Genomic DNA, 24,924 nt, shown 5'->3' with positions numbered 1-24,924 from the left:
TTTTGTACTGATGGTATAAGCTAGTAAGAAGATTTATTGGTATGAGTTCACCTCAGGGAGAATTGCATTGATTGCAAACAGGTTCAAAGTCGCCGTCGTCGCGATATCTATGATGTTGGCCGGTTGTAGTGCCGCCACCCAATCCAGTTGGGTTCACCCGCCGATGGCCGTGCCATTCCAGCCAACGATCCAGCAACAGATCCAACTGGCCCGGATCGATCAGTTGCTTAAGCGCAATGACCTGGATGACGATACCCTGGCTCAGGTTTACTATGAGCGAGGCTTGCTGCACGACAGCCTGGGTTTGCGTGATTTGGCGCGTCTCGACTTTAACCAGTCACTGTCTCTCAAACCGGATCAACCGGACGTGTTCAATATTCTCGGGGTCTATTTTACTCAGAGCGCCCACTTTGATGCCGCGTACGAAGCGTTTGACTCGACGCTGGAGTTGAACCTGCGTCATCCGTTTGCGCAGCGAAATCGCGGGATTGCGCTGTACTATGGTGGTCGCTATGCACTGGCTCATGAGGATCTGATCGCCCATTATCAGCAAAACGTTAATGATCCCTACCGGGTGATTTGGCTCTACCTGGTAGAGCAGGCGTTGAAACCGGAGGCGGCTGACGATAAGTTGCGCCAGCGCTTCGAGGCCAGCGATCAGCAGGACTGGGGCTGGCAGGTTGTCCGCCTGTACCTGGGGGATGTGTCGGAAACTGAATTTCTGGCGCAGATCAGCCGGGACAGTGAAGACAATACCATGCTGGCCGAGCGCCTGACCGAAGGATATTTTTACCTCGCCAAGCAATACCACCACCGGCAGGACTACCAGTCGGCCCTGATGTTGTACAAACTGGCGCTGTCCGGGAACGTCTACGAATTTGTCGAGCATCGCTTCTCATTGCTGGAGCTGAGCCGGTTGATGGCCGAAGCCAAAGTGCGAGAGGTGCCGGTTGAGCCGGAAGGGGAAGTCGCAGACGCGGCAGAGTAACGTTCAGGAAGCCGCGAGAATCGCGGCTTCTGCTTTGTGCGCCGAGCATGGCGTTGTTCTAGGAGGTGAAAGTCCTCTACGGGCTCAGTCGAGCGAGAACCGTTAGCCTATGCAAGGGTGCCCACCGTGAGGTGGGATCTGAAGGAAGCAAACGGCAAAACTTGGGTGTGACGAACAGAAACCTGATAGTAGGCCAGTACAACTTGGGTAACCTAGCAATATATAGAACAGCCCAATGCCTCGACGGGAAGTGTGTACGGGTAAATCAGGCACAGCCAAGGGAAAGAACAACGTCTTACCTCGGGAGATCTTACGACCTGTCTCGGATGAGACTAATACAACAGTGATGTTGTGTGACGGGTAATAAGAAGTCAGCAGAAGGCATAGTACCTTGGGGAAGTACAACCCAAGGGAAGGCCGGAACTGAATATATCAAGAAGCAGTCACTAGACACTCAATCATGTGGGGTCATAGCAAGATGAACAACATCTCTACGTACTACTGGGCAACACCGCAAGTGACGCTCATGGCCACGAAGAATGACAAGCATGATCGGCGTAGACAGGAGGACGAGTCTTGGTGACCTCAACTCAGTTGATGGAGCGGATCTGCTCCTCAACAAATCTGAACCAAGCCCTGAGAAGAGTGAAGAAGAACAAGGGATGTGCTGGGGTTGATAAACTCGACATAACAGCGACTATCTCGATGCTTCGGCAGTCTTCTAATGGGCAAGCGCTCCGCCAGAGCCTTCTGGACGGGAGCTACCAACCGCAACCCGTTCTGGGTGTAGAAATTCCCAAACCTAGCGGGGGAGTGAGGCAGCTAGGTATCCCAACTGTACTTGATAGGGTAGTCCAACAGGCCATTACCTCAGTACTGACAGATATCTACGAACCTCAGTTCTCAAGCAACAGTTATGGGTTCAGGCCTAACCGCAGTGCCCACCATGCATTGGTGGCAGCAAGCCACTACATCAGGGAGGGGCGGGGTTATGTAGTCGACATAGACCTGGCGAAATACTTCGATACTGTGAACCACGATAAACTGATGCACAGGCTATCGGAGGACATCACAGATAAACGGGTCCTGAAGCTGGTCAGGTCATACCTACAGGCAGGCATAATGCGAAACGGGTTAGTTGAGCAGAGGCAACGAGGGACGCCACAGGGTGGACCATTATCTCCGCTGCTATCAAATATCGTATTAGATGAGTTGGATAAAGAGCTTGAGCGAAGAGGGCATAAGTTCTGCCGATATGCAGACGACTGCCAAATCTACGTGCACAGTGAGGAAGCCGCCAATCGAGTAAAAGCCTCAATCACGGAGTTCTTGGAGCAGAAACTGAAACTCAGGGTTAACCGTGAGAAAAGTGCGGCAACGAGAGTGACAGAGCGGACTTACCTAGGCCATCGCTTTCACCGAGATGGAAGCATCCATATCTCGAAGACAGCACAAACTCAGATGAAGAAGCGAGTGCGTCAAATAACGAAGCGGAATCGAGGGCGAGAGTTGAAGACAGTCCTAGTCGAACTCACTCAATACCTAAGAGGTTGGCAACACTATTTCAAGCTTGCCATACGGAAAAGCGCGATGCAGCGCTTGGATGAATGGATAAGGCGGCGCTTACGGTGCTATCGCCTCAAGCAGCGCAAGCGCAGATACAGCATAGCGACATGGTTACGCCAAGAGGGTGTAAGCGAACGCAATGCGTGGAAGCTGGCGATGTCAGATAAAGGGTGGTGGCACTTGGCTTTATCGCCCCAGCTCAATCAGGCCATGCCAATGAAATGGTTCAAGGAGATGGGTCTGTACTCGTTGCGAGATGGGTACGAGTCACTGAAAATATATTCGGAACCGCCGTATGCGACCCACGCTTGTACGGTGGTGTGAGAGGACGGAGGCCGTGAGGCCTCCTCCTACTCGATTTGGGGCTGTGATGGTTTATGGCGCTGTGATATTCAGCCCGGCCAGGTTGTGCCAGTAGCCGTTACACTGGTGGCCGTCCGGCAGCGGATAGTGCTGGGTACCGGCCTCATTGCTGCGAAACTGCTCCAGCAGCGGCAGGGTCTCGGTCCCGAGCGGGCTGATCCGCACCACATCAACCAGACCCCGCATACTTTTTAAATCATTGATCAGGTTGTAACAGTAGCCGGACTGGGTCTGGATCCCATTGAGGGTGAAGACCTTCTGGTTTTCCTGGCTGTCTACCGTGATCCCGTTGGGGTAGCGGATACAGCAGGTCTCGCAATCGTCCTTGGCGCGATCTTCGGCCCGGGCAGTAAAACAGCGGGCTGAGTAGGCCAGCGGCAGGTAGCCGTAGCTGAAGACCTCGGTTTCGAACTGATCTCGGATCCCTATCGCTTCACACTCTTGGAGCACTTTCTGCAACCACTCGCGGGAGAGCTCGACCGGCATGCACCAGCGGATCATGCCTTGCTTTAGTAACAAACGCAGGGTCTGGGCGTTGTAGCAATTGATCGCCGGTCCGGTGATAAAGGGCACGCGTTTGTCAGCGGCCAGTTGGATTGCGGAGACATCGTTGGCCTCGACCATGAACTCGCCGTTATCAATGTATTTTCTCATCACATTGACTTCGCTCGGGGCTTCCAGCAGTGCCATGGTCGAGAGCACCACCTGTTTGCCAGTGGCCGACAGGGCCCGGGCCAGTTCAAGCCAGTGGGCTGGCTTGAGTTCGCGGCGTTTGGAGCAGACGGTTTCTCCCAGATAGACGATGTCGGCATTGCTGGCCTGGGCCTGCTGGTAGAAATCTTCGACGTCGGCTTTGGGCCAGAAATAAAGCAAGGGTCCTAAGGCGTATTTCATGTTCAGCTCCCGTTACTGCCATTTGCGGTGGTAAGCGCCCAGGGTGGTCTGGGCCCCTTCGGAGACATTGCCGAGGCAGGCATCCCAGGCCGGTTCAACCTGGTAGTTGTCCGGGTCGGCCAGGTAGCGGTCAATCGCGGCCCGCCAGGTCCGGGTGACCTGCTCGACATAGGCCGGACTGCGCTGGCGGCCTTCGATTTTCACCGAGGCAATGTTGGCTTTAAACAGCTCAGGCAGGATCGCCAGCGTGTTGAGGCTGGTTGGCTCTTCCAGGGCGTGGTAGCGCTGGCCGTCGACTTCAAAGCGGCCTTTGCACAAGGTCGGGTATCCGGCATTTTCCCCTTCGGCATAGCGATCAATCAGGACATCATTGAGACGCGACTCCAGCCCCTGTGGAGTTTCCTGCCAGCGGACAAACTTCGCCGGTGAGCAGGCGCCGACCGTATTCGGTGACTCACCGGTCAGGTAGGACGACAGGTAGCAACGGCCTTCTGCCATGATGCACAAACTGCCGAACGCGAAAACTTCCAGTTCAACGGGGCAGTTACGGGCCAGCTGTTTGACCTGGTGGATTGACAGCACCCGCGGCAGCACCACCCGCTTGACGTTAAAGTTGCGGTGATAAAAGTCGATAGCGGCGGTATTGGTTGCCGAGGCCTGGACCGACAGGTGCAACTCCAGCGCCGGGTAGCGGCTGGCGGCATATTCGAGGACGGCCATATCCGCCACAATCAGGGCATCAACGCCCATCGCCGCTGCGGTGTCGACAGCTTTTTTCCAGCGCTCGAAGCCATCCGGGTGGGCAAAGGTATTCAGGGCAATGTGGAGTTTACGCTGGTGATCTTTGACATAATTGACTGCTTTTTCCAGTTTGCGATCGGTAAAGTTGAGGCCGGCGAAATGGCGGGCGTTGGTATCATCCTTAAAACCGATGTAGACCGCATCGGCGCCGTTATCAATGGCAGTTTTTAGCGCCGGCAGGTTTCCGGCGGGGCAGAGTAGCTCCATAGTTTTTCTACCAGTGTGGATTGACAGGGTGGCGAAAATACTAGGGGGGGAAAGCGGCGAGTATTTTGATATCAGGCAGGTTTTGTTGAATTAAGTAACTTTTCTCTCACATTTTATCCTTTGGAAGTAGATGCACCACTGTGGCTTCCCGGGCGAGCGCCGCCCGGATCAGCTGTTGGGGCGGCTGTGCTCGAGCAAGATCGCATCAAGCTCATGCTTCGGCTGCGGCTTGTAGAAATAAAAGCCCTGGATCGAGTCACAGTTGAGGTTGGAGAGCAGGGTGGCTTGCTGGCGGGTTTCCACCCCTTCGGCAACAATGCTCATGCTCAGCGCTTTGCCGAGGTTAATAATGTTCTCGATCAGCGTCACCTGCTTGGGGATCGCTTCGATATCCTTGATAAAGGCCCGGTCGATCTTGAGTTCATCAAGCGGGAAGCGGGCCAGGTAGGACAGCGACGAATAGCCGGTACCGAAGTCATCGATCGACAGCGAAAAGCCGAGCTTTTTAATCGCGTTGAGCATCTGGATGGTATGATCACTGTCGCTCATCACCGCGCTTTCCGTTAGCTCGAAAGTGATATCGCTGGGATCGACGCCGGTGGCCTGCTTCAGCTTTTCGACAAAGCTGATCAGGTTCGGGTTGCCGAACTGCTGCGGCGAGAGATTAATCGCCACCCGGCCGTTCAGCAGCCCCTGCTGCTTCCACTGGCGAACTGTGGTGAACACCTCGCGCATCACCACTTGCCCCAGTTGCTCGATGAGCCCGGAGCGCTCGGCCACCGGGATAAATTGTGCCGGACTGATATAGCCTTCGACCGGATGTTTCCAGCGCACCAGCGCTTCGGCACCGTCAATCACAAAATCCCGAGCGCCGACTTTCGGCTGGTACCAGACTTCCAGGCCATTCTGCTGCAGTGCTTTTTGCAACTCGATTTCGAGCCACAGCTGCATCCGCGCTTCTTTACTCATTTCTTCGCTGAACTTGACCATCCGGTTGCGGCCGCGGTTTTTGGCCTCATACATGGCGGTGTCGGCATTTTGCAGCAGGAGCCGGGCGTCATTGCCGTTTCCGGGGTAACTGACCATCCCGACCGAGCAGGCCAGGTGCTTGCTGAAATGGTGCAAATCAAACGGCTGGTTGATCAGGGCGATGATTTGTTGGGCCAGCTGTTCGCCCATCCGGGGATGATCGGGCTCGGGTAGGATCACCGCAAACTCATCACCGCTGAGATGGCCGATCACAGCACGCTCGGGTAGCAGCCGGCGCAGGCGCTGGGCGATCTCCTGCAGCACCCGGTCCCCGATGTGGTGGCCGAGCGAGTCATTGATATTCTTGAAATTGTCCAGATCCAGATAGAGCATGACCAGTGGTGTTTTTTGCTGGATCAGTTGCTCCAGCCGGCGGCTGAATCCGTGGCGGTTGTACAGCCCGGTCAGCGGATCGGTATGGACCAGTTGCTCGACCTGGCCTTGCTGGCTGACCTGCTCGGAGTTATCGTGCAGCAGGATCAGTTTGGCCGGTGAGCCGAGCAGGGCAATATCGGAGACGGTGATCTGCAGGGACTTCTCCGTGCTGCATCGCGGGCTGGTCTGGCACTGGCGCTGCTCCTGGTGTCCTAGCTGAGTGATTTGGCTGCCGAGCACCCGTTGGGTATGGCTGTCGATCAGTAGTCGGCCCAGCTCTTCACCGATTAACGCCTGGACCGACTCAAACCCGAGCAGTCTGGCGGCGGTCTCGTTGGCCGAGATGATGAGGTCGCCCTCGATAATGCAGCTGCCGTCGGTGATCAGCTGATTGAGCTGCTCGAGCTGATGCTCCAGCTCCTGGAGGGAATTCACCAGTACCTGCCGCTCGGACGTATCAGCCGAGTGCAGGACGATATACGGGATATTGCCGCGTTGATCCCGTAACGGTGCCAAACTGAAATGCAGGCTGGTATCGTGGCGGTTATCGTTGAGCACCACTTCCCCTTCGACTGATTCACCCAGAAAAGCCCGCTCATAATAGGGGCGCAGGGTATCATAGTAGGCCTGGCCCAGTACCTCGCTGTCATTACGGCCGATCAGCTCTTCGCGCGCCATGCCACTGACTTCGCAGTAGCGGCTGTTGACGACCAGATAGCGGTGATTGGGATCGAGGACCGCAAACAGAAAGGGACTGTTGTCGGTGAGTAGCGGAAACCAGTAGTTAAGTTGCTCAGTCGGCATGGGTGATGCGTCTATCCCGTGACACTGACGCCAAACGCGTCATCAAAAAAGATAATCGCTACTATAACCTGCGACCGTGGTCGAATTCCAAACTTTGCCACTATAGAGTTGTTTTTTTTGATGCAAGGCATAAAAGCCCGCCCGGTTGTTGCCATACAATCAGACCATTATGGCGACTGACACAGGAAAAAACAGTGATAACTCAATTACAAAAACACATGGTCCAGTATGCCCCGGCGCTGCTGCGGATCCCGGCCCGGCTGACGCCGTTTGCGGTTCAGAAGAAAGTGATGCTCGATGGCCTGGCGATGGTGTTCCGCGAAGCGCTGGAAGACGGTGATTTTGCCTTCCTGGAAGGGCGCTGGCTGAAAGTGGCGGTGCGGGATCTGGGACTGTGCTGGTATATCAGCTATCAGGACGAGCGGTTGGTAATGGCCGAAAGCATCGCCGAGGAAGATGTGAGCTTCAGTGGCGATTGCAACGATCTGGTATTAATTGCCGCACGCAAGGAAGATCCTGATACACTCTTTTTCCAGCGTCGCCTGCGGATTGAAGGCGATACCGAGTTGGGACTGGAAGTGAAAAACCTGATGGACAGTATTGATCTGGCCTCGCTTCCGGCCCCGATCCAATTTTTATTACAGCAGTCGGCGACGTTTATCCAACAGGGGATGCAGGCGCCGGCAGCTGCGAAAGAGGTCATGAATGCTCATTAGAACCGAAGCGCCGGCAGATATTCTGGCAGTCGATGCCTTGCTGAAAACCGTGTTTGACACCGATGCCGAAGCCGACCTGGTGATGAAGCTGCGGGAGAACGGTCACCGCTCCTTGTCGCTGGTGGCCTGTAACGATGACGGCGAAGTGGTGGGATATCTGCTGTTCAGCCCGGTTACCGTAGATGGCAACGATGATAACTGGCAGGGCCTGGCACCAATGGCCGTCAGGCCGGACTACCAGCGGCAGGGGGTTGGCCTGGCGTTGCTCGAAGAAGCCAAGAGCATTCTGGCTGAGCTGGGTTATCCGGTTGTTGTGGTGCTGGGGCACAGCGACTATTACCCCAAATCCGGGTTCGTCAGGGCCTCAAAGCACGGCTTGCAATGCGCCTGGCCGGTGCCGGATGAGGCGTTTATGGTACTGGAGCTGGTGCCGGGCACCTTAGCCTGCCGGCAGGGTAAGGTGGCGTACAGCCCGGAGTTTTCGGCGTAGAGCTAACCGAGTGAGCGGCACTTCCTCACCACTTGGGCGGGAGGTGTTTTACCCCGCGCCATAATAATTTTTGTTCTGGTCCGCCAATTTGCCAGTTGATCTGGTAGGATCGCCTGCCGAAACGAGGTCTTCAGGCAGAAATGGTACGAGGATGAAGCAGCGAGATTTACAGATCTTACATGAGATGGGGCTGACCTACTGGCAAGTCAGAAAACCGGACTTTTTTCCTGAGCTGGAGACGCCGGTGATTGATCTGCCCGACAGCTGCAAGCTGCTGTTCGTCTGTGAAGACGAACTGGATGAGCACGACCGCTGGCTGTTCGGCCGGATCCTCAAAAGTATGAAACTCTCCCCGGCGCAGGCGCTGATGTTGCCGCCGCAAGGGGTCGAGCAGATCCGCGCTCACCATCTGACCTGGTGCTGGCTGGCCGGTTGCCAGGCAGCCCACCCGGCAGGCTGCCAATTATTGACCTCGATGTCGCTGAAACAGATGCACACCAACCCTGCAAGTAAGAAAGCCTTATGGCAACAGATATGTTCCTATGAGTCATAATATTATGCCCCTTGCGCCGCACCATCTCGATGCGGTGTGGCAAATTGAGCAGGCTGCTCATTCATTCCCCTGGTCGGAATCGCTGATCCGCCAGGCTCCCAGCAAAATTGCAGTTAATCTGGTGCTGGAAGTCGAACAACAGGTGGTCGGTTATTGCTATGGTCAGCTGGTGGCCGGCGAGGCGACTTTGCTCAATATTGCCGTTGATCCTAACTGTCAGGGCAAAGGCTACGGCAAAATCCTCTTGCGCGGGTTTATCGACCGGCTGGCCGGGCTGGGCGCCGAAGAGATCTGGCTGGAAGTGCGGGCCAGCAATACCCGGGCCTATCAGCTCTATGAGTCGCTGGGTTTTAATGAGATTAACCGTCGCTACGGCTATTACCCGACCGAAACCGGGCGAGAAGATGCGCTGATCATGACCTACCTGGTTCTCTAGGCAGGCCGGGGCTGATCCGGGCCTGTCGCTTTGCCGCAAGATTGCGTATAATTCCGCCATCAATTATGCCAGACACGCCCTCTTTGCCTGAGCGCCAGAGGTGCAGGCTCCTTCCTCAGACGCTGCGCAGAAAGAGGTCGAGATGTAACTCACTGCTGTGAAAACAATTTTTACCTGCATGCGCAGGACGTCAGACTGGTGTTCACGCGGCATTGGACAGGGCATGAACTGGACAAGCAAGCCGTATTCAGACCGGTCTGGCTCGATTTTGGGAGCCGGACGACAGAAGACCCGTGCGGGACTGTCGTTGCTCGATGTGGAAATCTCTCACAGGATTATCAAGATATGTCATTTCTTAATGAAGTGAGCAAGCGTCGGACGTTTGCCATCATTTCTCACCCGGATGCGGGTAAAACCACCATCACGGAAAAAGTACTGTTATTCGGAAACGCGATCCAGAAAGCCGGGACGGTCAAGGGCCGCGGCTCGAACCAGCACGCCAAGTCGGACTGGATGGAGATGGAAAAAGAGCGTGGGATCTCGGTGACCACCTCGGTGATGCAGTTCCCGTACAATGACCGTCTGGTCAACTTGCTCGATACCCCGGGACACGAAGATTTCTCGGAAGATACCTACCGGACCCTGACGGCGGTGGATTCGTGCCTGATGGTGATCGATGCCGCGAAAGGGGTTGAGGATCGGACCCGTAAGCTGATGGAAGTCACCCGTCTGCGTGATACCCCGATCATCACCTTCATGAACAAACTTGACCGGGATATCCGTGATCCGATGGAGCTGCTCGATGAAGTCGAGAGCGAGCTGAACATCGCCTGTGCCCCGGTGTCCTGGCCGATTGGCTGCGGTAAAGAATTCAAAGGGGTGTATCACATCCACCGTGATGAAACCATCCTGTACGCGACGGGTCAGGGCCACACGATTCAGGAAGCGCGCATCGTCAAAGGGCTGGATAACCCGGAACTGGACGAAGCGGTGGGCGCGGAGCTGGCGGAGCAACTGCGTGAAGAGCTGGAGCTGGTGCTGGGTGCATCGCACGAGTTTGATCAGGAACTGTTCCTGCAAGGCGAACTGACGCCGGTCTTCTTCGGGACCGCGCTGGGTAACTTCGGGGTGGATCACATGCTGGACGGTCTGACCGAGTGGGCGCCGGCACCGATGCCGCGTCAAGCGAACGAGCGTGCCGTAGAAGCGGGCGAAGAGAAGTTCTCGGGCTTCGTGTTCAAGATCCAGGCCAACATGGATCCGAAACACCGGGACCGGATTGCCTTCATGCGCATTGTGTCCGGCACCTACAGCCAGGGCATGAAAATGAACCATGTTCGCCTGGGCAAAAACATCAGTATTTCGGATGCCGTGACCTTTATGGCCGGTGACCGCTCCCGTGCTGAAAATGCCTATGCCGGTGATATTATCGGTCTGCATAACCACGGCACGATTCAGATCGGGGATACCTTCACCCAGGGTGAGAAGCTTAAATTCTCCGGCATTCCGAACTTTGCGCCGGAGCTGTTCCGCCGTATTCGCCTCAAAGATCCGCTGAAGCAGAAACAATTGCTCAAAGGTCTGGTGCAGCTGTCGGAAGAAGGTGCGGTTCAGGTGTTTCGTCCCCTGCAGAACAACGATCTGATCGTTGGAGCCGTTGGTGTGCTGCAGTTTGACGTGGTGGTTGCCCGCCTGAAAGCGGAGTACAACGTCGAAGCGATCTACGAGAGCGTTAACGTTGCAACGGCACGCTGGGTTGAGTGTGGGGATGAGAAGAAGCTGGAAGAGTTCAAACGCAAGAACCAGGCGAACCTGGCGCTTGATGGCGGGGACAACCTCAGCTACATCGCACCGACCATGGTCAACCTGAACCTGGCCAAAGAGCGCTTCCCGGAAGTCGACTTCCGCGCAACCCGCGAACACTAATTCGCTTTTCGCATTTATTGCTTTGCCGCATTGCTGCGATATCAAAGCCGTCACGATTGTGGCGGCTTTTTATTGCCGGTCGATTGTATTGATGATTGATTCCCGCCACCCCGGCTCAACGGCATAAACCCCGAACGGCGTCGCTGTTATTATTTTGATTTAGCACTACCATTGAATGCATATCAAGGGAGGGGCTATGAGCATTGCGACCGAAAACGAGATTCAGTACAAGACCGGCGAACCTTACCCGCTGGGAGCGACTCTGCGTGAGCAGGGGGTTAATTTCAGCCTCTATTCCAAAGATGCCACCCGGGTGATCCTGCACCTGTTTGCCAGTGCCGATGCCCGCGAGTCGTTTCAACAAATCCCGCTTGATCCGCTTGAGCATAAGCGGGGTCATTACTGGTTTGTGTTTGTCACCAACATCGGCCATGGCCAGGTCTACGCGTTTCAGGTCGACGGCCCGTGGAAGCCGCAGGTCGGTCTGCGTTTCAATGCCAACAAGATGTTGATTGATCCATACAGCCAGGCGATCAGTATCGGCGCGCATTACGATCGCCGGCAGGCGATTGGCACCGAGCCCAACCTCGGCAGCAGCCTGCGCAGCCTGGTGGTCGATCAGCAGGCGTTTGACTGGCAGGACACCAGCCCGCCGCGCCATTCGATGACCGACACCGTGATCTACGAGATGCATGTCGGCGGTTTTACCAGGCACCCTTCCTCCGGGGTGACACCGGAGAAGCGGGGCACGTTTGCCGGGGTGATCGAAAAAATCCCTTACCTGCAGTCACTCGGCGTGACGGCCGTTGAGCTGATGCCGATCCAGCAGTTTGATGTTGCCGATGCCCCGGATGGCCGGCAGAACTACTGGGGCTACAGCCCGATCAACTTTTTCTCCGTTCATGCTGATTACAGTGTTGAGAAAAATCCGCTGGCGGCGATCACTGAGTTTAAAACTCTGGTGCGGGAGCTGCACAAAGCCGGGATTGAAGTGATCCTCGATGTGGTGTTCAACCACACCGCAGAAGGGGACGAGAGCGGGCCGACGTTTTGTTTTAAAGGATTGCAGAACGGTGCCTATTACATTGTCGATAAAACCTGCGGTGAGTACCGCAACTACAGCGGGTGCGGCAATACCTGTAATGCCAACCACAGTGTGGTGCGGCGGATGATCATTGATGCGCTGCATTTTTGGGTCACAGAGATGAAAGTTGATGGCTTTCGCTTCGATCTGGCCTCGGTGCTGGCCCGGGACAGCCTGGGTACCCCGCTCAAAGAGCCGCCGCTGCTGTGGTCCATCGACTCCGATCCGGTGCTGAGCGGCACCAAGATCTTCGCCGAAGCCTGGGATGCGGCCGGGCTGTACCAGGTCGGTTCGTTCATCGGCGATCGCTGGAATGAGTGGAACGGCAAGTTCCGCGATGATGTCCGGGCCTTCTGGCGCGGCGATACCGGGACCGTGAGCCGCTTTGCTTCCCGGATGCTGGGCTCGCCGGATATCTACTGTAGCGATCGCCACTCGCCGCACCGCTCGGTTAATTTCATCTGCGCCCATGACGGTTTTACCCTCAATGATTTGGTCAGTTATAACGAAAAACACAACTGGGACAACGGCGAGGACAACCGCGACGGCGAGAACCACAACCTGTCGAATAACTACGGCATTGAAGGGGCGACCGACAACCCTGAGATCGAGGCGCTGCGTAACCGTCAGTGCAAGAATATGCTGGCGACCCTGCTGCTTTCGCTCGGGACCCCGATGATCTCGATGGGGGATGAAGTTCGCCGGACACAGCAGGGCAACAACAATGCCTATTGCCAGGATAATCCGCTTAGCTGGTTTGACTGGCGGCTGGTGGACAAGCATTCGGACTTGCTGCGCTTTGTCCGGCTGATGAACCGGATCCGCCGGTATGAGAAAACCATCGACTGGCACATGCATGTCTCGCTCAATACCGTGCTCAAAAGCGTCGGGATTGACTGGCACGGCCTTCAGCCCAATCAGCCGGACTGGTCGGCCCACTCTCACTCGTTGGCGTCGACGGTGATCCACCCCATCAGTGGTGATGAGCTGTATATCATCTGTAATGCTTACTGGGATCCGCTGATCTTTACGCTGCCGGATCGCGACAGCCAGGATTGGCACCTGCTGGTGAATACCGCAGCGCCGAGCCCGGCCGATATCTACACGATTGAGCAGGCGCCGCGATACAAGGACGAGACTATTCTGGTGACCGGGCGTAGTATGATCGTGATGATTGCCAAACCCGGCCATGCATAAGGCGCAATGAGTGAACAGTGATGAATGAGAGGTCAAGTGGGGAGAAATCGATGCTGAACTGGCTGAAACGGGGAATCGCCCGATACGATCAATGGTGTGAGCGAATGGGGCTGGTCCCGGAAAACCGTCGTTGCTGCGCACCGGTTCGCTACGATGACGATGATCCGCGCCACCCGTCGCAACGGCGCACGTCGTGTAGATCCCAGAAAAGTACGTCACGGCAGGAATCAAGGTGATGCCATGATGATCGACAGTCACTGCCACTTTGATTTTGCACCGTTTGATGCCGATCCGGCAGGGTATTTGGCGATGGCCCGCCAGGCCGGGGTGGCGGCTTTGGTGATCCCGTCCGTCGGTGAGCGCAACTGGCAGCGTGTTCAGGCCCTGAGTCACCAGTATGACGGGGTGTATTATGCCCTGGGCCTGCATCCTTTTTTCAGTGCAGAGCACCGCGAGGCGTCGCTTGAGTTGCTGGCCGCGCAACTGGCGCAGGTCGCCGGCGGGGGCGCGCAGCATGATCGCAAGTGTGTCGCGGTCGGTGAATGCGGGTTGGATTTTGCCATTGCCGAGGCCGATCGCGATCAACAGCTGGCGTTACTGCAACAGCAGCTGATCCTGGCCAACACCTACCAGCTGCCGGTGATTCTGCACTGCCGCAAAGCGTTTCCCGAACTGGTTTCCTTATTAAAGCAATACCCGCCGGTGGCCGGTGGGGTCTACCATGGGTTTAGCGGTAGTCTGGCGCAGGCGCAGCAGGTGGTTGCGCTGGGACTGAAGATTGGCGTAGGCGGTACCATCACTTATCCCCGGGCGAACAAGACCCGCAAGACAGTGGCGGCTTTACCGCTGGAGGCCCTGGTGCTGGAAACGGATGCGCCGGATATGCCGGTCGCCGGCCATCAGGGAGAGCCGAATCGCCCGGATCGGTTGTGTCATGTGCTGCAATCACTTGTGGCGCTGCGATCGGAATCTCCCCGGGAGATCGAGTCGGTTACTCGCTTAACCACGACTGAATTGTTTCGACTTTCTTTGTGAGGACGGTCACTGAATAAAAACGGTTGCGCAATTGGTTGCGCTGTTTGCGTCACACTACGTGATGCGTGTCACGCTTGTGATTAAACTATCATTTGGTTTCCGTATAAAGTGTGACGTTAGCATTACTTTATCCCGGATGGGGTTTGTATAATGCAGCGGACTCTTAAATGAGCCGAATTGTCGAGACGCCAAACTTAAACTTAAAGGGATGCCATAAACTATGAGCCTGTTTATGAGCCTGGTTGGGATGGCTGTGCTGCTGGGTATCGCAGTACTGTTATCTGATAACCGCAAAGCTATTAATTTACGTACTGTGGGTGGGGCATTTGCCATTCAATTTTCTCTGGGTGCTTTCGTACTTTACATTCCGTGGGGTAAGGATGCACTGGGCGCGGCAAGTAGCGCCGTTCAGAGTGTCATTGACTATGGTAATGTCGGTATTGAGTTCCTGTTCGGTAGCCTGGTGAACTTCTCTGTTGAGGGCATTGGTTTTATCTTTGCATTCAAAGTTCTGCCAACGGTTATCTTCTTCTCTGCACTGATCAGCGTGCTGTACTACATGGGTGTGATGCAAGTTGTGATCAACGTCCTGGGTGGCGGTCTGCGCAAAGTGCTGGGTACATCGAACGCGGAATCCATGTCTGCAACAGCGAACATTTTTGTTGGTCAAACTGAAGCACCGCTGGTTGTGCGTCCGTTTGTTCCAAAGATGACGCAGTCTGAGCTGTTTGCGGTTATGTGTGGTGGTCTGGCGTCTGTTGCCGGTGGTGTCCTGGCGGGCTATGCCGCGATGGGTGTCCCACTGGAGTACCTGATTGCAGCTTCGTTTATGGCAGCACCAGGTGGCCTGCTGTTCGCGAAAATCATCAAGCCTGAAACGGATACGCCGGTTGAGCAAATCTCTGGTGATGAAGCACAGGGTGACGACAAGCCTGCCAATGCGATCGATGCAGCAGCAAGCGGCGCCTCTTCAGGCATGCAACTGGCACTGAACATCGGTGCGATGCTGCTGGCGTTCGTTGGCCTGATCGCGCTGATCAACGGGATGCTGGGTGGTATCGGTGGCTGGTTCGGCATGCCTGAGCTGACTCTGGAACTGATCCTGGGTTACGTCTTTATGCCGCTGGCTTACCTGATTGGTGTACCATGGGCTGATGCGAATATTGCGGGTTCTTTCATCGGTCAGAAACTGATCCTGAACGAATTCGTGGCTTACCTGAGCTACGTCCCATACCTGGGCGATGCAGCGCCGGTGGTTCTGTCTGAGAAGACCAAAGCGATTATCTCGTTTGCCCTGTGTGGCTTCGCGAACCTGTCTTCGGTTGCGATTCTGCTGGGTGGTCTGGGGAGTATTGCCCCGAACCGTCGTCACGACATTGCACGCTTCGGTATGAAAGCTGTTGCTGCAGGTACGCTGTCGAACCTGATGTCTGCGACCATCGCAGGTCTGTTTATCAGCCTGAGCGCGATGTAATACATTCCTCAACTGAGGATGCCAAACGCCACAGCCATGCGCTGTGGCGTTTTTGTATTGTGCGCCGAGCATGGCGTTGTTCTAGGAGGTGAAAGTCCTCTACGGGCTCAGTCGAGCGAGAACCGTTAGCCTATGCAAGGGTGCCCACCGTGAGGTGGGATCTGAAGGAAGCAAACGGCAAAACTTGGGTGTGACGAACAGAAACCTGATAGTAGGCCAGTACAACTTGGGTAACCTAGCAATATATAGAACAGCCCAATGCCTCGACGGGAAGTGTGTACGGGTAAATCAGGCACAGCCAAGGGAAAGAACAACGTCTTACCTCGGGAGATCTTACGACCTGTCTCGGATGAGACTAATACAACAGTGATGTTGTGTGACGGGTAATAAGAAGTCAGCAGAAGGCATAGTACCTTGGGGAAGTACAACCCAAGGGAAGGCCGGAACTGAATATATCAAGAAGCAGTCACTAGACACTCAATCATGTGGGGTCATAGCAAGATGAACAACATCTCTACGTACTACTGGGCAACACCGCAAGTGACGCTCATGGCCACGAAGAATGACAAGCATGATCGGCGTAGACAGGAGGACGAGTCTTGGTGACCTCAACTCAGTTGATGGAGCGGATCTGCTCCTCAACAAATCTGAACCAAGCCCTGAGAAGAGTGAAGAAGAACAAGGGATGTGCTGGGGTTGATAAACTCGACATAACAGCGACTATCTCGATGCTTCGGCAGTCTTCTAATGGGCAAGCGCTCCGCCAGAGCCTTCTGGACGGGAGCTACCAACCGCAACCCGTTCTGGGTGTAGAAATTCCCAAACCTAGCGGGGGAGTGAGGCAGCTAGGTATCCCAACTGTACTTGATAGGGTAGTCCAACAGGCCATTACCTCAGTACTGACAGATATCTACGAACCTCAGTTTTCAAGCAACAGTTATGGGTTCAGGCCTAACCGCAGTGCCCACCATGCATTGGTGGCAGCAAGCCACTACATCAGGGAGGGGCGGGGTTATGTAGTCGACATAGACCTGGCGAAATACTTCGATACTGTGAACCACGATAGACTGATGCACAGGCTATCGGAGGACATCACAGATAAACGGGTCCTGAAGCTGGTCAGGTCATACCTACAGGCAGGCATAATGCGAAACGGGTTAGTTGAGCAGAGGCAACGAGGGACGCCACAGGGTGGACCATTATCTCCGCTGCTATCAAATATCGTATTAGATGAGTTGGATAAAGAGCTTGAGCGAAGAGGGCATAAGTTCTGCCGATATGCAGACGACTGCCAAATCTACGTGCACAGTGAGGAAGCCGCCAATCGAGTAAAAGCCTCAATCACGGAGTTCTTGGAGCAGAAACTGAAACTCAGGGTTAACCGTGAGAAAAGTGCGGCAACGAGAGTGACAGAGCGGACTTACCTAGGCCATCGCTTTCAACGAGATGGAAGCATCCATATCTCGAAGACAGCACAAACTCAGATGAAGAAGCGAGTGCGTCAAATAACGAAGCGGAATCGAGGGCGAGAGTTGAAGACAGTCCTAGTCGAACTCACTCAATACCTAAGAGGTTGGCAACACTACTTCAAGCTTGCCATACGGAAAAGCGCGATGCAGCGCTTGGATGAATGGATAAGGCGGCGCTTACGGTGCTATCGCCTCAAGCAGCGCAAGCGCAGATACAGCATAGCGACATGGTTACGCCAAGAGGGTGTAAGCGAACGCAATGCGTGGAAGCTGGCGATGTCAGATAAAGGGTGGTGGCACTTGGCTTTATCGCCCCAGCTCAATCAGGCCATGCCAATGAAATGGTTCAAGGATATGGGTCTGTACTCGTTGCGAGATGGGTACGAGTCACTGAAAATATATTCGGAACCGCCGTATGCGACCCACGCTTGTACGGTGGTGTGAGAGGACGGAGGCCGTGAGGCCTCCTCCTACTCGATTGGCCTTAAGCTATCAACAGCTTCACCTCAAATATCCTCTTTACTTGAATCTGTCTCTTTATGCGATTGGTATTACGGACGCTCAACATCTCGGGTAAACATCCCCGCAAGCCCGTGTCGGGAAAAGCCATAAAATCGATTGCGCTCTGATTTCTGTCGGCTGCCATTGTTTACTATGGCGGTAGTGAACAAGCGACACCTCAGGTGCAGCAGACTACACTTTCCTTGGTGCTATGACAGACAGAGAGAAGTGTATGAATGGCCTATATGAAGTTCTGCTGGCGCTGATGGCCGGGTTTATTGTCGGGGTTTTGTTTTCAGCGATTAAGCTGCCAATCCCGGCACCGCCGGTGCTCTCCGGGGTGATGGGGATCGTCGGGGTTTATCTCGGCGCGGTCGCCTATCGCTGGATTATCGAGCACTTTTTTACCTCCTTATAGCGAGGGCGGTACGCTGTAGGTTGTGTTCTGGCGGTAAACAGATTGTCCACAACAGGAAACGTATCTTTGATGGTGGGGTGTTCATCAGCTTGCTATGATTGGCGGGAGCCATCAAAGATTGATGGTCGCTGTTTCAGTTTATTGCGCCGTGGTGGGATCACTGTCACGGCATGACTGGATGGCACGACGGCGGGATACACGGAGGGCCGGGTATTCCGCGCGGTGAGAAGGAAATCAATCAGGTTGCGCATCTCGCAATGACAGCCTGAGTCTTCAAGGAATCAAGTCCGCTCATTGAACTGTTCGCGATAGGCGGGCCGTGTGACGGTGGCGAAACCGTGCACCGTCAGGCGTATGGAACAGTTTCTATAAGCTTGGTAGAAAATAACTGGACTGGAGATAGTCATGAGCGAATTAAAAGCTGCTGCACTGCGTGCACTTCAACTAATGGATCTTACCACTCTGAACGACGACGACACCGATGCCAAAGTCATTGAGCTGTGTAAGAACGCTAAAACACCCGTAGGTAACACAGCAGCGATCTGTATCTATCCACGCTTCATTCCTGTGGCGAAAAAGCAGCTGCGTGAACAAGGTACACCGGAAGTTCGTATTGCAACGGTCACGAACTTCCCGCACGGCAACGATGATATCGCCATTGCGGTTGCTGAAACCAAAGCTGCCGTCGCTTACGGTGCTGATGAAGTCGATGTGGTTTTCCCGTACCGTGCCCTGATGGCCGGCAACGAAGAGGTTGGCTTTGAGCTGGTGAAGCAGTGTAAAGCGGCCTGTGGCGACATCCTGCTGAAAGTGATCATCGAAACCGGTGAGCTGAAAACCCCTGAGCTGATCAAAAAAGCGTCTGAGATTTCGATCAAGGCCGGCGCGGACTTCATCAAAACCTCAACCGGTAAAGTGCCGGTGAACGCAACCCCGGAAGCGGCAGAAATCATGCTGACCGTGATCAAAGACATGGGCGTTGAGAAGACCGTTGGCTTCAAACCTGCCGGTGGTGTTCGCACCGCTGAAGATGCCAAGCAGTTCCTGGATATGGCTGATCGAATCCTGGGCGCTGACTGGGCCGACAACATGCACTATCGTTTCGGTGCTTCCAGCCTACTGGCGAACCTGCTGCACACCCTGGGCGAAGGTGAAAAAGCTGCGGAAGGCGGCTACTAATCTTCCCTGATTCAGGTGGCTTCGTGCCACCTGATTTGTAAATCCCGTGACTGTTTACTGATTGTTCTTGCCCCGCAGTGGTACGAGCGTGGCATAAGTGCGACTGGACGTTGGGATCTGCAGGCGGCAATACCGCCCAGCCCGGTAAATAGTCATCAGCCTTACACGCTTCTCTGATTGGGGGAATCCCATGTATTTACCACAAGAAATTATCCGCAAAAAACGTGACAACATCGAACTGACTGCGGACGAAATCAACTTCTTTATCCAAGGCATTGCCAAAGACACCGTCTCTGAAGGCCAGATTGCGGCGTTCGCCATGGCAATCTATTTCAACGACATGACTATGGCTGAGCGCGTGGCGCTGACCTGCGCGATGCGCGACTCCGGCATGGTGATCGACTGGAGCCACATGAACTTTGATGGCCCGATTGTCGACAAGCACTCCACCGGTGGGGTGGGCGATGTCACCTCGCTGATGCTCGGCCCGATGGTGGCGGCATGTGGTGGCTATGTACCGATGATTTCCGGTCGTGGCCTGGGCCATACCGGCGGCACGCTGGATAAGCTGGAATCGATTCCGGGTTATAACATCACCCCGAGCAACGAGGTGTTCGGTCAGGTGACCAAAGAAGCCGGCGTGGCGATCATCGGCCAGACCGGTGATCTGGCCCCGGCGGACAAGCGCGTGTATGCCACCCGTGATGTCACCGCAACCGTGGATAATATTTCCCTGATCACCGCCTCGATCCTGTCGAAGAAACTGGCTGCCGGTCTGGGCTCCCTGGTGATGGATGTCAAAGTGGGCTCCGGTGCCTTCATGCCGACCTACGAAGCCTCGGAAGAACTGGCGAAATCGATTGTGGCGGTGGCTAACGGCGCCGGCACCAAAACCACCGCGCTGCTGACTGACATGAACCAGGTGCTGGCCTCCACTGCCGGGAATGCGCTCGAAGTCCGCGAAGCGGTGCAATTCCTGACCGGTGAATACCGTAACCCTCGCTTATTCGAAGTGACCATGGCATTGTGTGCTGAAATGTTAGTAAACAGTGGCTTAGCTGACGATCTGACCCAGGCGCATGAAAAACTGCAAGCGGTGTTGGATAATGGTGAAGCCGCCAAGCGATTCGGCAAGATGGTGGCCGGCCTGGGTGGCCCGGCGGACTTCATGGAAAACTACGACCAGTACCTGGAAACCGCTGACATAATTAAACCTGTGTTTGCTGAGACCACCGGTTATGCCTATGCCATGGACACCCGTGCGCTGGGAATGGCCGTGGTAGAAATGGGCGGCGGTCGCCGTGTGGCCTCCGATACCATCGACTATGCGGTCGGCCTGAGCGATATGATCCGCCTGGGCGATGCAGTCAACGCAGAGAAGCCGTTGGCCGTGATCCATGCCCGCACTGAAGCTCAGTGGGAAGAAGCGGCCAAAGCCGTTCGCGCCAGTATCACCGTAGCGGATGAAAAGCCGGCTGCGACCCCGGAAGTTTATCGCCGTATTCGCCTTGACGATCTTTAATGGAGTACACATGAAACGTTCAATTATTCTGGTTCTCGACTCATTTGGTATCGGTGCGACAGAAGATGCCGTCGATTTCGGCGATGTCGGCTCCAACACCCTGGGCCATATTGCAGAGCGCTGTGCCCGCGGTGAAGCGGACAACGGCGAGCGTAGCGGCCCGCTGCACCTGCCGAACCTGACCAAGCTGGGTCTGGGCAAGGCGTGTGAAGAGTCATCCGGCACATTCCCGGCCGGCCTGGACGCGGGCGCAGAAATAACCGGTGCCTACGGTCATGCCAAAGAGCTGTCTTCGGGGAAAGATACCCCGTCCGGTCACTGGGAGATTGCCGGTGTCCCGGTGCTGTTTGACTGGGGCTACTTTACCGAGCACAGCAACAGCTTCCCGAAAGCGCTGCTGGACCGGATTGTTGAACGTGCCAACCTGCCGGGCTACCTGGGCGACTGCCACGCTTCCGGCACTCAGGTACTGGACGATCTGGGCGAAGAGCACATGAAGACCGGCAAACCGATCTTCTACACCTCGGCAGATTCGGTGTTCCAGATCGCCTGCCATGAAGAAACTTATGGCCTGGATAACCTGCTGGAGCTATGCCAGATCGTTCGTGAAGAGCTGGAAGAGTACAACATTGGCCGCGTGATCGCCCGTCCGTTTATCGGTCCGGGTAAAGGCCAGTTCGAGCGGACCGGTAACCGTCGCGATTTGTCGGTTGAGCCGCCGTCAGCCACAGTGCTGCAGAAACTGGTAGACGAGAAAAACGGCGAGGTGGTCTCGATCGGGAAGATCTCCGATATCTATGCCGGCTGCGGGATCACCAAGAAAGTCAAAGCCACCGGGATCCCGGCGCTGTTTGATGCCACCCTGGCAGAGATCAAGCAAGCCGGTGACAACACCATTGTGTTCACCAACTTTGTTGATTTCGATTCTGCTTACGGTCACCGCCGTGATGTGGCCGGTTATGCCGCGGCCCTGGAGTACTTCGACAAGCGCCTGCCTGAAATCCTTGAGCTGCTGGCCGAAGACGACGTGCTGATCCTGACGGCGGACCACGGCTGCGATCCGACCTGGGAAGGCACCGACCACACCCGTGAGCACATCCCGGTTCTGGTCACCGGTCCGAAAATCAAAGCCGGCTCACTGGGTCGCCGCGAGACGTTTGCCGATATCGGCCAGAGCCTGGCAGAATACTTCGGCACTTCAGATATGGACTACGGCAAGTCGTTCCTGTAACGCTGCCGGTCGCTGTTTCGGGGGGCGTCTATCCTTCGAAACAGGACTTTCGATTGCAACTTGATGTTGAATTTTCAATGTTCGACAGATAACAGTAAGGAATAAACTATGGCTACTCCTCACATTAATGCTGAAAAAGGTGATTTTGCTGACGTTGTCCTGATGCCGGGCGATCCGCTGCGTGCCAAGTACATTGCGGAAACCTTCCTCGACGATGCAAAAGAAGTCTGCAACGTGCGTAACATGTTCGGTTATACCGGCACGTACAAAGGCCGTCGTATTTCCGTCATGGGTCACGGCATGGGGATCCCGTCGTGCTCGATCTACGGTACTGAGCTGGTGAAAGACTACGGGGTGAAGAAAATCATCCGTGTCGGCAGTTGCGGCGCGGTGCGTGACGATGTGAACCTGCGTGATGTCGTGATCGGCATGGGTGCCTCGACTGACTCGAAAGTGAACCGGATCCGTTTCGGCGATCACGACTTCGCGGCCCTGGCTGATTTCGACATGGTGAAAAACGCGGCTGCAGCGGCCAAAGCCAAGGGGATCGATGTCAAAGTTGGCAACCTGTTCTCTGCCGATCTGTTCTACAACCCGGATTTCGAGTTCTTCCAAACCATGAAGCAGTACGGCATCCTGGGTGTTGAAATGGAAGCGGCTGGGATCTACGGCCTGGCAGCAGAGTTCGGTGCCAAGGCACTGACCATCTGTACCGTATCGGATCACATCCTGCGCGGCGAAGCGACCACCTCTGAAGAGCGTCAGCTGACCTTCAACGAGATGATTGAAATCGCGCTAGAATCTGTCCTGCTGGGTGACGCGGAAGAAGCGTAACTGCGCGAAACAGAGATGGTGATTGAAAAAGGGCTTGCCGGATGGCAAGCCCTTTTGGGTTGTGGGGCCGAAATTGGGCTCGGGCTCAGTCCTGCTTGTTCGAGGTGAGCAGGAACGGGAAGTGCCAGATGTCCTTGCGGCGACCGAAGGTATAGGCCAGCAGGAAGCCAATCATCAGCGCGGCTAAGATCAGCCCGCGGACGGTGTTGGTCATATACTCGACCTGGCTGGCGGCTTTTTCCAGCAACCGACCCTGCTCTAAGGTGATGCGGACAAAACCAACGACTTGATCCTCCGCCATGATCGGCTCAACCACCTGCTGGCGGCCGATGCTGGCCACCGACAGCGGCGTGGCGATCCCGGTCACCTGCTCCAGCGGCATGGCTTCTTCGGTCTTGGCCACGGTGACCCCTTCCAAATCGTAGATGCTGGCATCCAGGATCAAGGGCTCCTGGGACAGGCGCTGGACCAGTGCCTGCAACTTGTTCTGATCGTTGTCCAGCATATCCTGGGCAGCCGTTGCTGCGGCCTGGCGGACAACCATGCGCGAGAGGGTCTGGGTCTGATCGCTCAGGGCGCGATAGTTACGCAGGTTGAGATCGGCGCCATACTCGAGCATCGTGACCAGGCCACCCAGGCTGACGATCAGCACCAGCAGCTGCCAGATACGCCGCAGGCGCATTTTTTTCAGAATCATCATAACAGTGTCTATGGAACCTTAACCGAATGTCATATTGGGACTTGCCCTGATAAATTGCAATAGGGTACTTTGATAGCAGTGAATCTCAAACATGGATGTCCCAAGTGCTTACAGTTAAAAAACATACCACACTGCATACCCAGTTCCCGCAAGTTGTGACCGCCTCCAACCTGGCCCGTCAGCGCGCCCATACTCTGGTGTACGGCCACCGGATCACTGCTGAGCTGCTCGACTTGATCGACGCGCAGCTGGGGGAGCCGTTGCAGGTGGTCGCGGCCTGGAAGGTGGGACCGTACGATGCGCTACTGCTCGACGATCCGTTGTCGGCACCGCTGATCGGAGCCTTGACTCATTATAAGCTCGATTTTGCCGATACCCGGGATTTGCCGGATCTGTCGGAGCCGGGGGTGGTGGTGATGGACATGGACTCCACCGCGATCGAGATTGAATGTATTGATGAAATTGCGGTGTTGGCCGGGGTCGGAGAGCAGGTGGCCGCCGTGACTGAGCGGGCGATGCTGGGCGAGCTGGACTTTGAGCAGAGCCTGCGCCAGCGGGTGGCTGCACTGGCCGGGGCCGATGCGGCGATTCTGGAATCGGTCCGTGCTGAGCTGCCGCTGATGCCGGGGCTGCCGGAGCTGGTCAGAACCTTGCAACATTACGGCTGGAAAGTGGCCATTGCCTCCGGCGGCTTTACCTATTTCTCTGATCACCTCAAAGAGACGCTGGCGCTGGACTATGCCTGCTCCAATACCCTGGAGATTGTTGATGGCAAGCTGACCGGCCAGGTGCTGGGTGAGGTTGTTGATGCTCAGGTTAAAGCGGATGTTCTCAATCAGCTGGCGGAGGAATATGATGTCGCACCGCACAACACGGTCGCCATTGGCGACGGTGCGAACGATTTGCTGATGATCAAAGCCGCCGGGCTGGGGATTGCCTACCACGCCAAGCCGAAGGTTCAGGCAGAAGCGCCGAGTGCGATCCGCCATGCTGATTTGGGCGGGGTGATGTGTATTCTGTCCGCGTCGCTGGTGCCGCAGGGGATCAGCTGGTAACCACTGATTGCCTGGTGCTGCCTGATGTGAGGCAGGCAGGTAGGTGATATCGAAACTAAAAAACAGCGAGCGGGAGA

The 24,924-nt window shown here is 55.5% G+C and carries 22 protein-coding genes; 18 read left to right on the top strand and 4 right to left on the bottom strand.

Annotation, left to right across the window (positions count from 1 at the left end; all coding sequences use genetic code 11):
• The first annotated feature begins 67 nt into the window (after positions 1 to 67).
• Positions 68 to 988, top strand: a complete 921-nt coding sequence (nlpI, locus tag NNL38_RS13090; RefSeq protein ID WP_255388465.1) for a lipoprotein NlpI — start codon at positions 68 to 70, stop codon at positions 986 to 988.
• Between the two features lie 597 nt (positions 989 to 1,585).
• Positions 1,586 to 2,878 (top strand): group II intron reverse transcriptase/maturase, encoded by a 1,293-nt coding sequence (gene ltrA, locus NNL38_RS13085; protein ID WP_369414622.1) that lies wholly within the window; start codon positions 1,586 to 1,588, stop codon positions 2,876 to 2,878.
• A gap of 51 nt (positions 2,879 to 2,929) precedes the next feature.
• Here ltrA (NNL38_RS13085) and NNL38_RS13080 read toward each other — a convergent pair whose 3' ends face one another.
• From NNL38_RS13080 to NNL38_RS13070, 3 genes are all read right to left on the bottom strand, one after another.
• A complete protein-coding gene (locus NNL38_RS13080; RefSeq protein WP_255388464.1) occupies positions 2,930 to 3,811 on the bottom strand; it encodes a U32 family peptidase in 882 nt (293 codons plus the stop codon).
• A gap of 12 nt (positions 3,812 to 3,823) precedes the next feature.
• The gene (gene ubiU / locus NNL38_RS13075; RefSeq protein ID WP_255388463.1) at positions 3,824 to 4,819 is read right to left on the bottom strand and encodes a ubiquinone anaerobic biosynthesis protein UbiU; all 996 of its coding nucleotides are present in this window, start codon (positions 4,817 to 4,819) and stop codon (positions 3,824 to 3,826) included.
• Between the two features lie 168 nt (positions 4,820 to 4,987).
• Positions 4,988 to 7,027, bottom strand: coding sequence for a putative bifunctional diguanylate cyclase/phosphodiesterase (locus NNL38_RS13070; protein ID WP_255388462.1), 2,040 nt, complete (start codon positions 7,025 to 7,027; stop codon positions 4,988 to 4,990).
• A 194-nt stretch (positions 7,028 to 7,221) separates the two neighbouring features.
• Here NNL38_RS13070 and ubiT point away from each other — a divergent pair, with 194 nt between their 5' ends.
• The 15 genes from ubiT (at position 7,222) to deoD (ending at position 23,092) form a co-directional block, all read left to right on the top strand.
• Complete coding sequence (gene ubiT, locus NNL38_RS13065; protein WP_255388461.1) at positions 7,222 to 7,743, top strand: ubiquinone anaerobic biosynthesis accessory factor UbiT; 522 nt, start codon at positions 7,222 to 7,224, stop codon at positions 7,741 to 7,743.
• Positions 7,733 to 8,233, top strand: a complete 501-nt coding sequence (locus NNL38_RS13060) for a GNAT family N-acetyltransferase (RefSeq protein ID WP_255388459.1) — start codon at positions 7,733 to 7,735, stop codon at positions 8,231 to 8,233. Before ubiT ends, NNL38_RS13060 begins: the two co-directional genes overlap by 11 nt.
• Before the next feature lie 151 nt (positions 8,234 to 8,384).
• A complete protein-coding gene (locus NNL38_RS13055; protein WP_255388458.1) occupies positions 8,385 to 8,786 on the top strand; it encodes a DNA polymerase III subunit psi in 402 nt (133 codons plus the stop codon).
• Positions 8,776 to 9,222 (top strand): ribosomal protein S18-alanine N-acetyltransferase, encoded by a 447-nt coding sequence (rimI, locus tag NNL38_RS13050; protein WP_255388457.1) that lies wholly within the window; start codon positions 8,776 to 8,778, stop codon positions 9,220 to 9,222. Before NNL38_RS13055 ends, rimI begins: the two co-directional genes overlap by 11 nt.
• 345 nt (positions 9,223 to 9,567) lie before the next feature.
• Positions 9,568 to 11,148 (top strand): peptide chain release factor 3, encoded by a 1,581-nt coding sequence (prfC, locus tag NNL38_RS13045; RefSeq protein WP_255388456.1) that lies wholly within the window; start codon positions 9,568 to 9,570, stop codon positions 11,146 to 11,148.
• Between the two features lie 196 nt (positions 11,149 to 11,344).
• Complete coding sequence (gene glgX / locus NNL38_RS13040; protein WP_255388455.1) at positions 11,345 to 13,429, top strand: glycogen debranching protein GlgX; 2,085 nt, start codon at positions 11,345 to 11,347, stop codon at positions 13,427 to 13,429.
• A 20-nt stretch (positions 13,430 to 13,449) separates the two neighbouring features.
• A complete protein-coding gene (locus NNL38_RS24865) occupies positions 13,450 to 13,665 on the top strand; it encodes a DUF5363 family protein (protein ID WP_500797075.1) in 216 nt (71 codons plus the stop codon).
• Complete coding sequence (locus tag NNL38_RS13035; protein ID WP_369414537.1) at positions 13,583 to 14,464, top strand: TatD family hydrolase; 882 nt, start codon at positions 13,583 to 13,585, stop codon at positions 14,462 to 14,464. Before NNL38_RS24865 ends, NNL38_RS13035 begins: the two co-directional genes overlap by 83 nt.
• 220 nt (positions 14,465 to 14,684) lie before the next feature.
• Positions 14,685 to 15,938 (top strand): NupC/NupG family nucleoside CNT transporter, encoded by a 1,254-nt coding sequence (locus tag NNL38_RS13030; RefSeq protein WP_255388454.1) that lies wholly within the window; start codon positions 14,685 to 14,687, stop codon positions 15,936 to 15,938.
• Positions 15,939 to 16,558: 620 nt separating this feature from the next.
• A complete protein-coding gene (gene ltrA / locus NNL38_RS13025; protein ID WP_369414621.1) occupies positions 16,559 to 17,851 on the top strand; it encodes a group II intron reverse transcriptase/maturase in 1,293 nt (430 codons plus the stop codon).
• Between the two features lie 289 nt (positions 17,852 to 18,140).
• On the top strand, positions 18,141 to 18,326 hold the full coding sequence (locus tag NNL38_RS13020; protein WP_255388453.1) for a XapX domain-containing protein: 186 nt from the start codon (positions 18,141 to 18,143) through the stop codon (positions 18,324 to 18,326).
• 405 nt (positions 18,327 to 18,731) lie between these two features.
• The gene (gene deoC, locus NNL38_RS13015) at positions 18,732 to 19,505 is read left to right on the top strand and encodes a deoxyribose-phosphate aldolase (protein WP_255388452.1); all 774 of its coding nucleotides are present in this window, start codon (positions 18,732 to 18,734) and stop codon (positions 19,503 to 19,505) included.
• Positions 19,506 to 19,695: 190 nt separating this feature from the next.
• On the top strand, positions 19,696 to 21,027 hold the full coding sequence (gene deoA / locus NNL38_RS13010) for a thymidine phosphorylase (protein WP_255388451.1): 1,332 nt from the start codon (positions 19,696 to 19,698) through the stop codon (positions 21,025 to 21,027).
• 10 nt (positions 21,028 to 21,037) lie between these two features.
• Entirely contained in the window at positions 21,038 to 22,258 is a 1,221-nt protein-coding gene (gene deoB / locus NNL38_RS13005; protein WP_255388450.1) for a phosphopentomutase, read from the top strand.
• 108 nt (positions 22,259 to 22,366) lie between these two features.
• On the top strand, positions 22,367 to 23,092 hold the full coding sequence (gene deoD, locus NNL38_RS13000) for a purine-nucleoside phosphorylase (protein ID WP_255388449.1): 726 nt from the start codon (positions 22,367 to 22,369) through the stop codon (positions 23,090 to 23,092).
• Positions 23,093 to 23,177: 85 nt separating this feature from the next.
• Here the strand turns inward: deoD and NNL38_RS12995 are convergent, their stop codons facing one another.
• Complete coding sequence (locus NNL38_RS12995) at positions 23,178 to 23,792, bottom strand: YtjB family periplasmic protein (protein WP_255388448.1); 615 nt, start codon at positions 23,790 to 23,792, stop codon at positions 23,178 to 23,180.
• Positions 23,793 to 23,887: 95 nt separating this feature from the next.
• Between NNL38_RS12995 and serB the strand changes: the two genes are divergently transcribed.
• On the top strand, positions 23,888 to 24,847 hold the full coding sequence (gene serB, locus NNL38_RS12990) for a phosphoserine phosphatase (RefSeq protein ID WP_255388447.1): 960 nt from the start codon (positions 23,888 to 23,890) through the stop codon (positions 24,845 to 24,847).
• The last annotated feature ends 77 nt before the right edge of the window (positions 24,848 to 24,924 follow it).

This window comes from Photobacterium atrarenae (assembly GCF_024380015.1).
GTDB lineage: Bacteria > Pseudomonadota > Gammaproteobacteria > Enterobacterales > Vibrionaceae > Photobacterium > Photobacterium atrarenae.
This window is presented reverse-complemented; position numbering and strand designations above follow the sequence as displayed.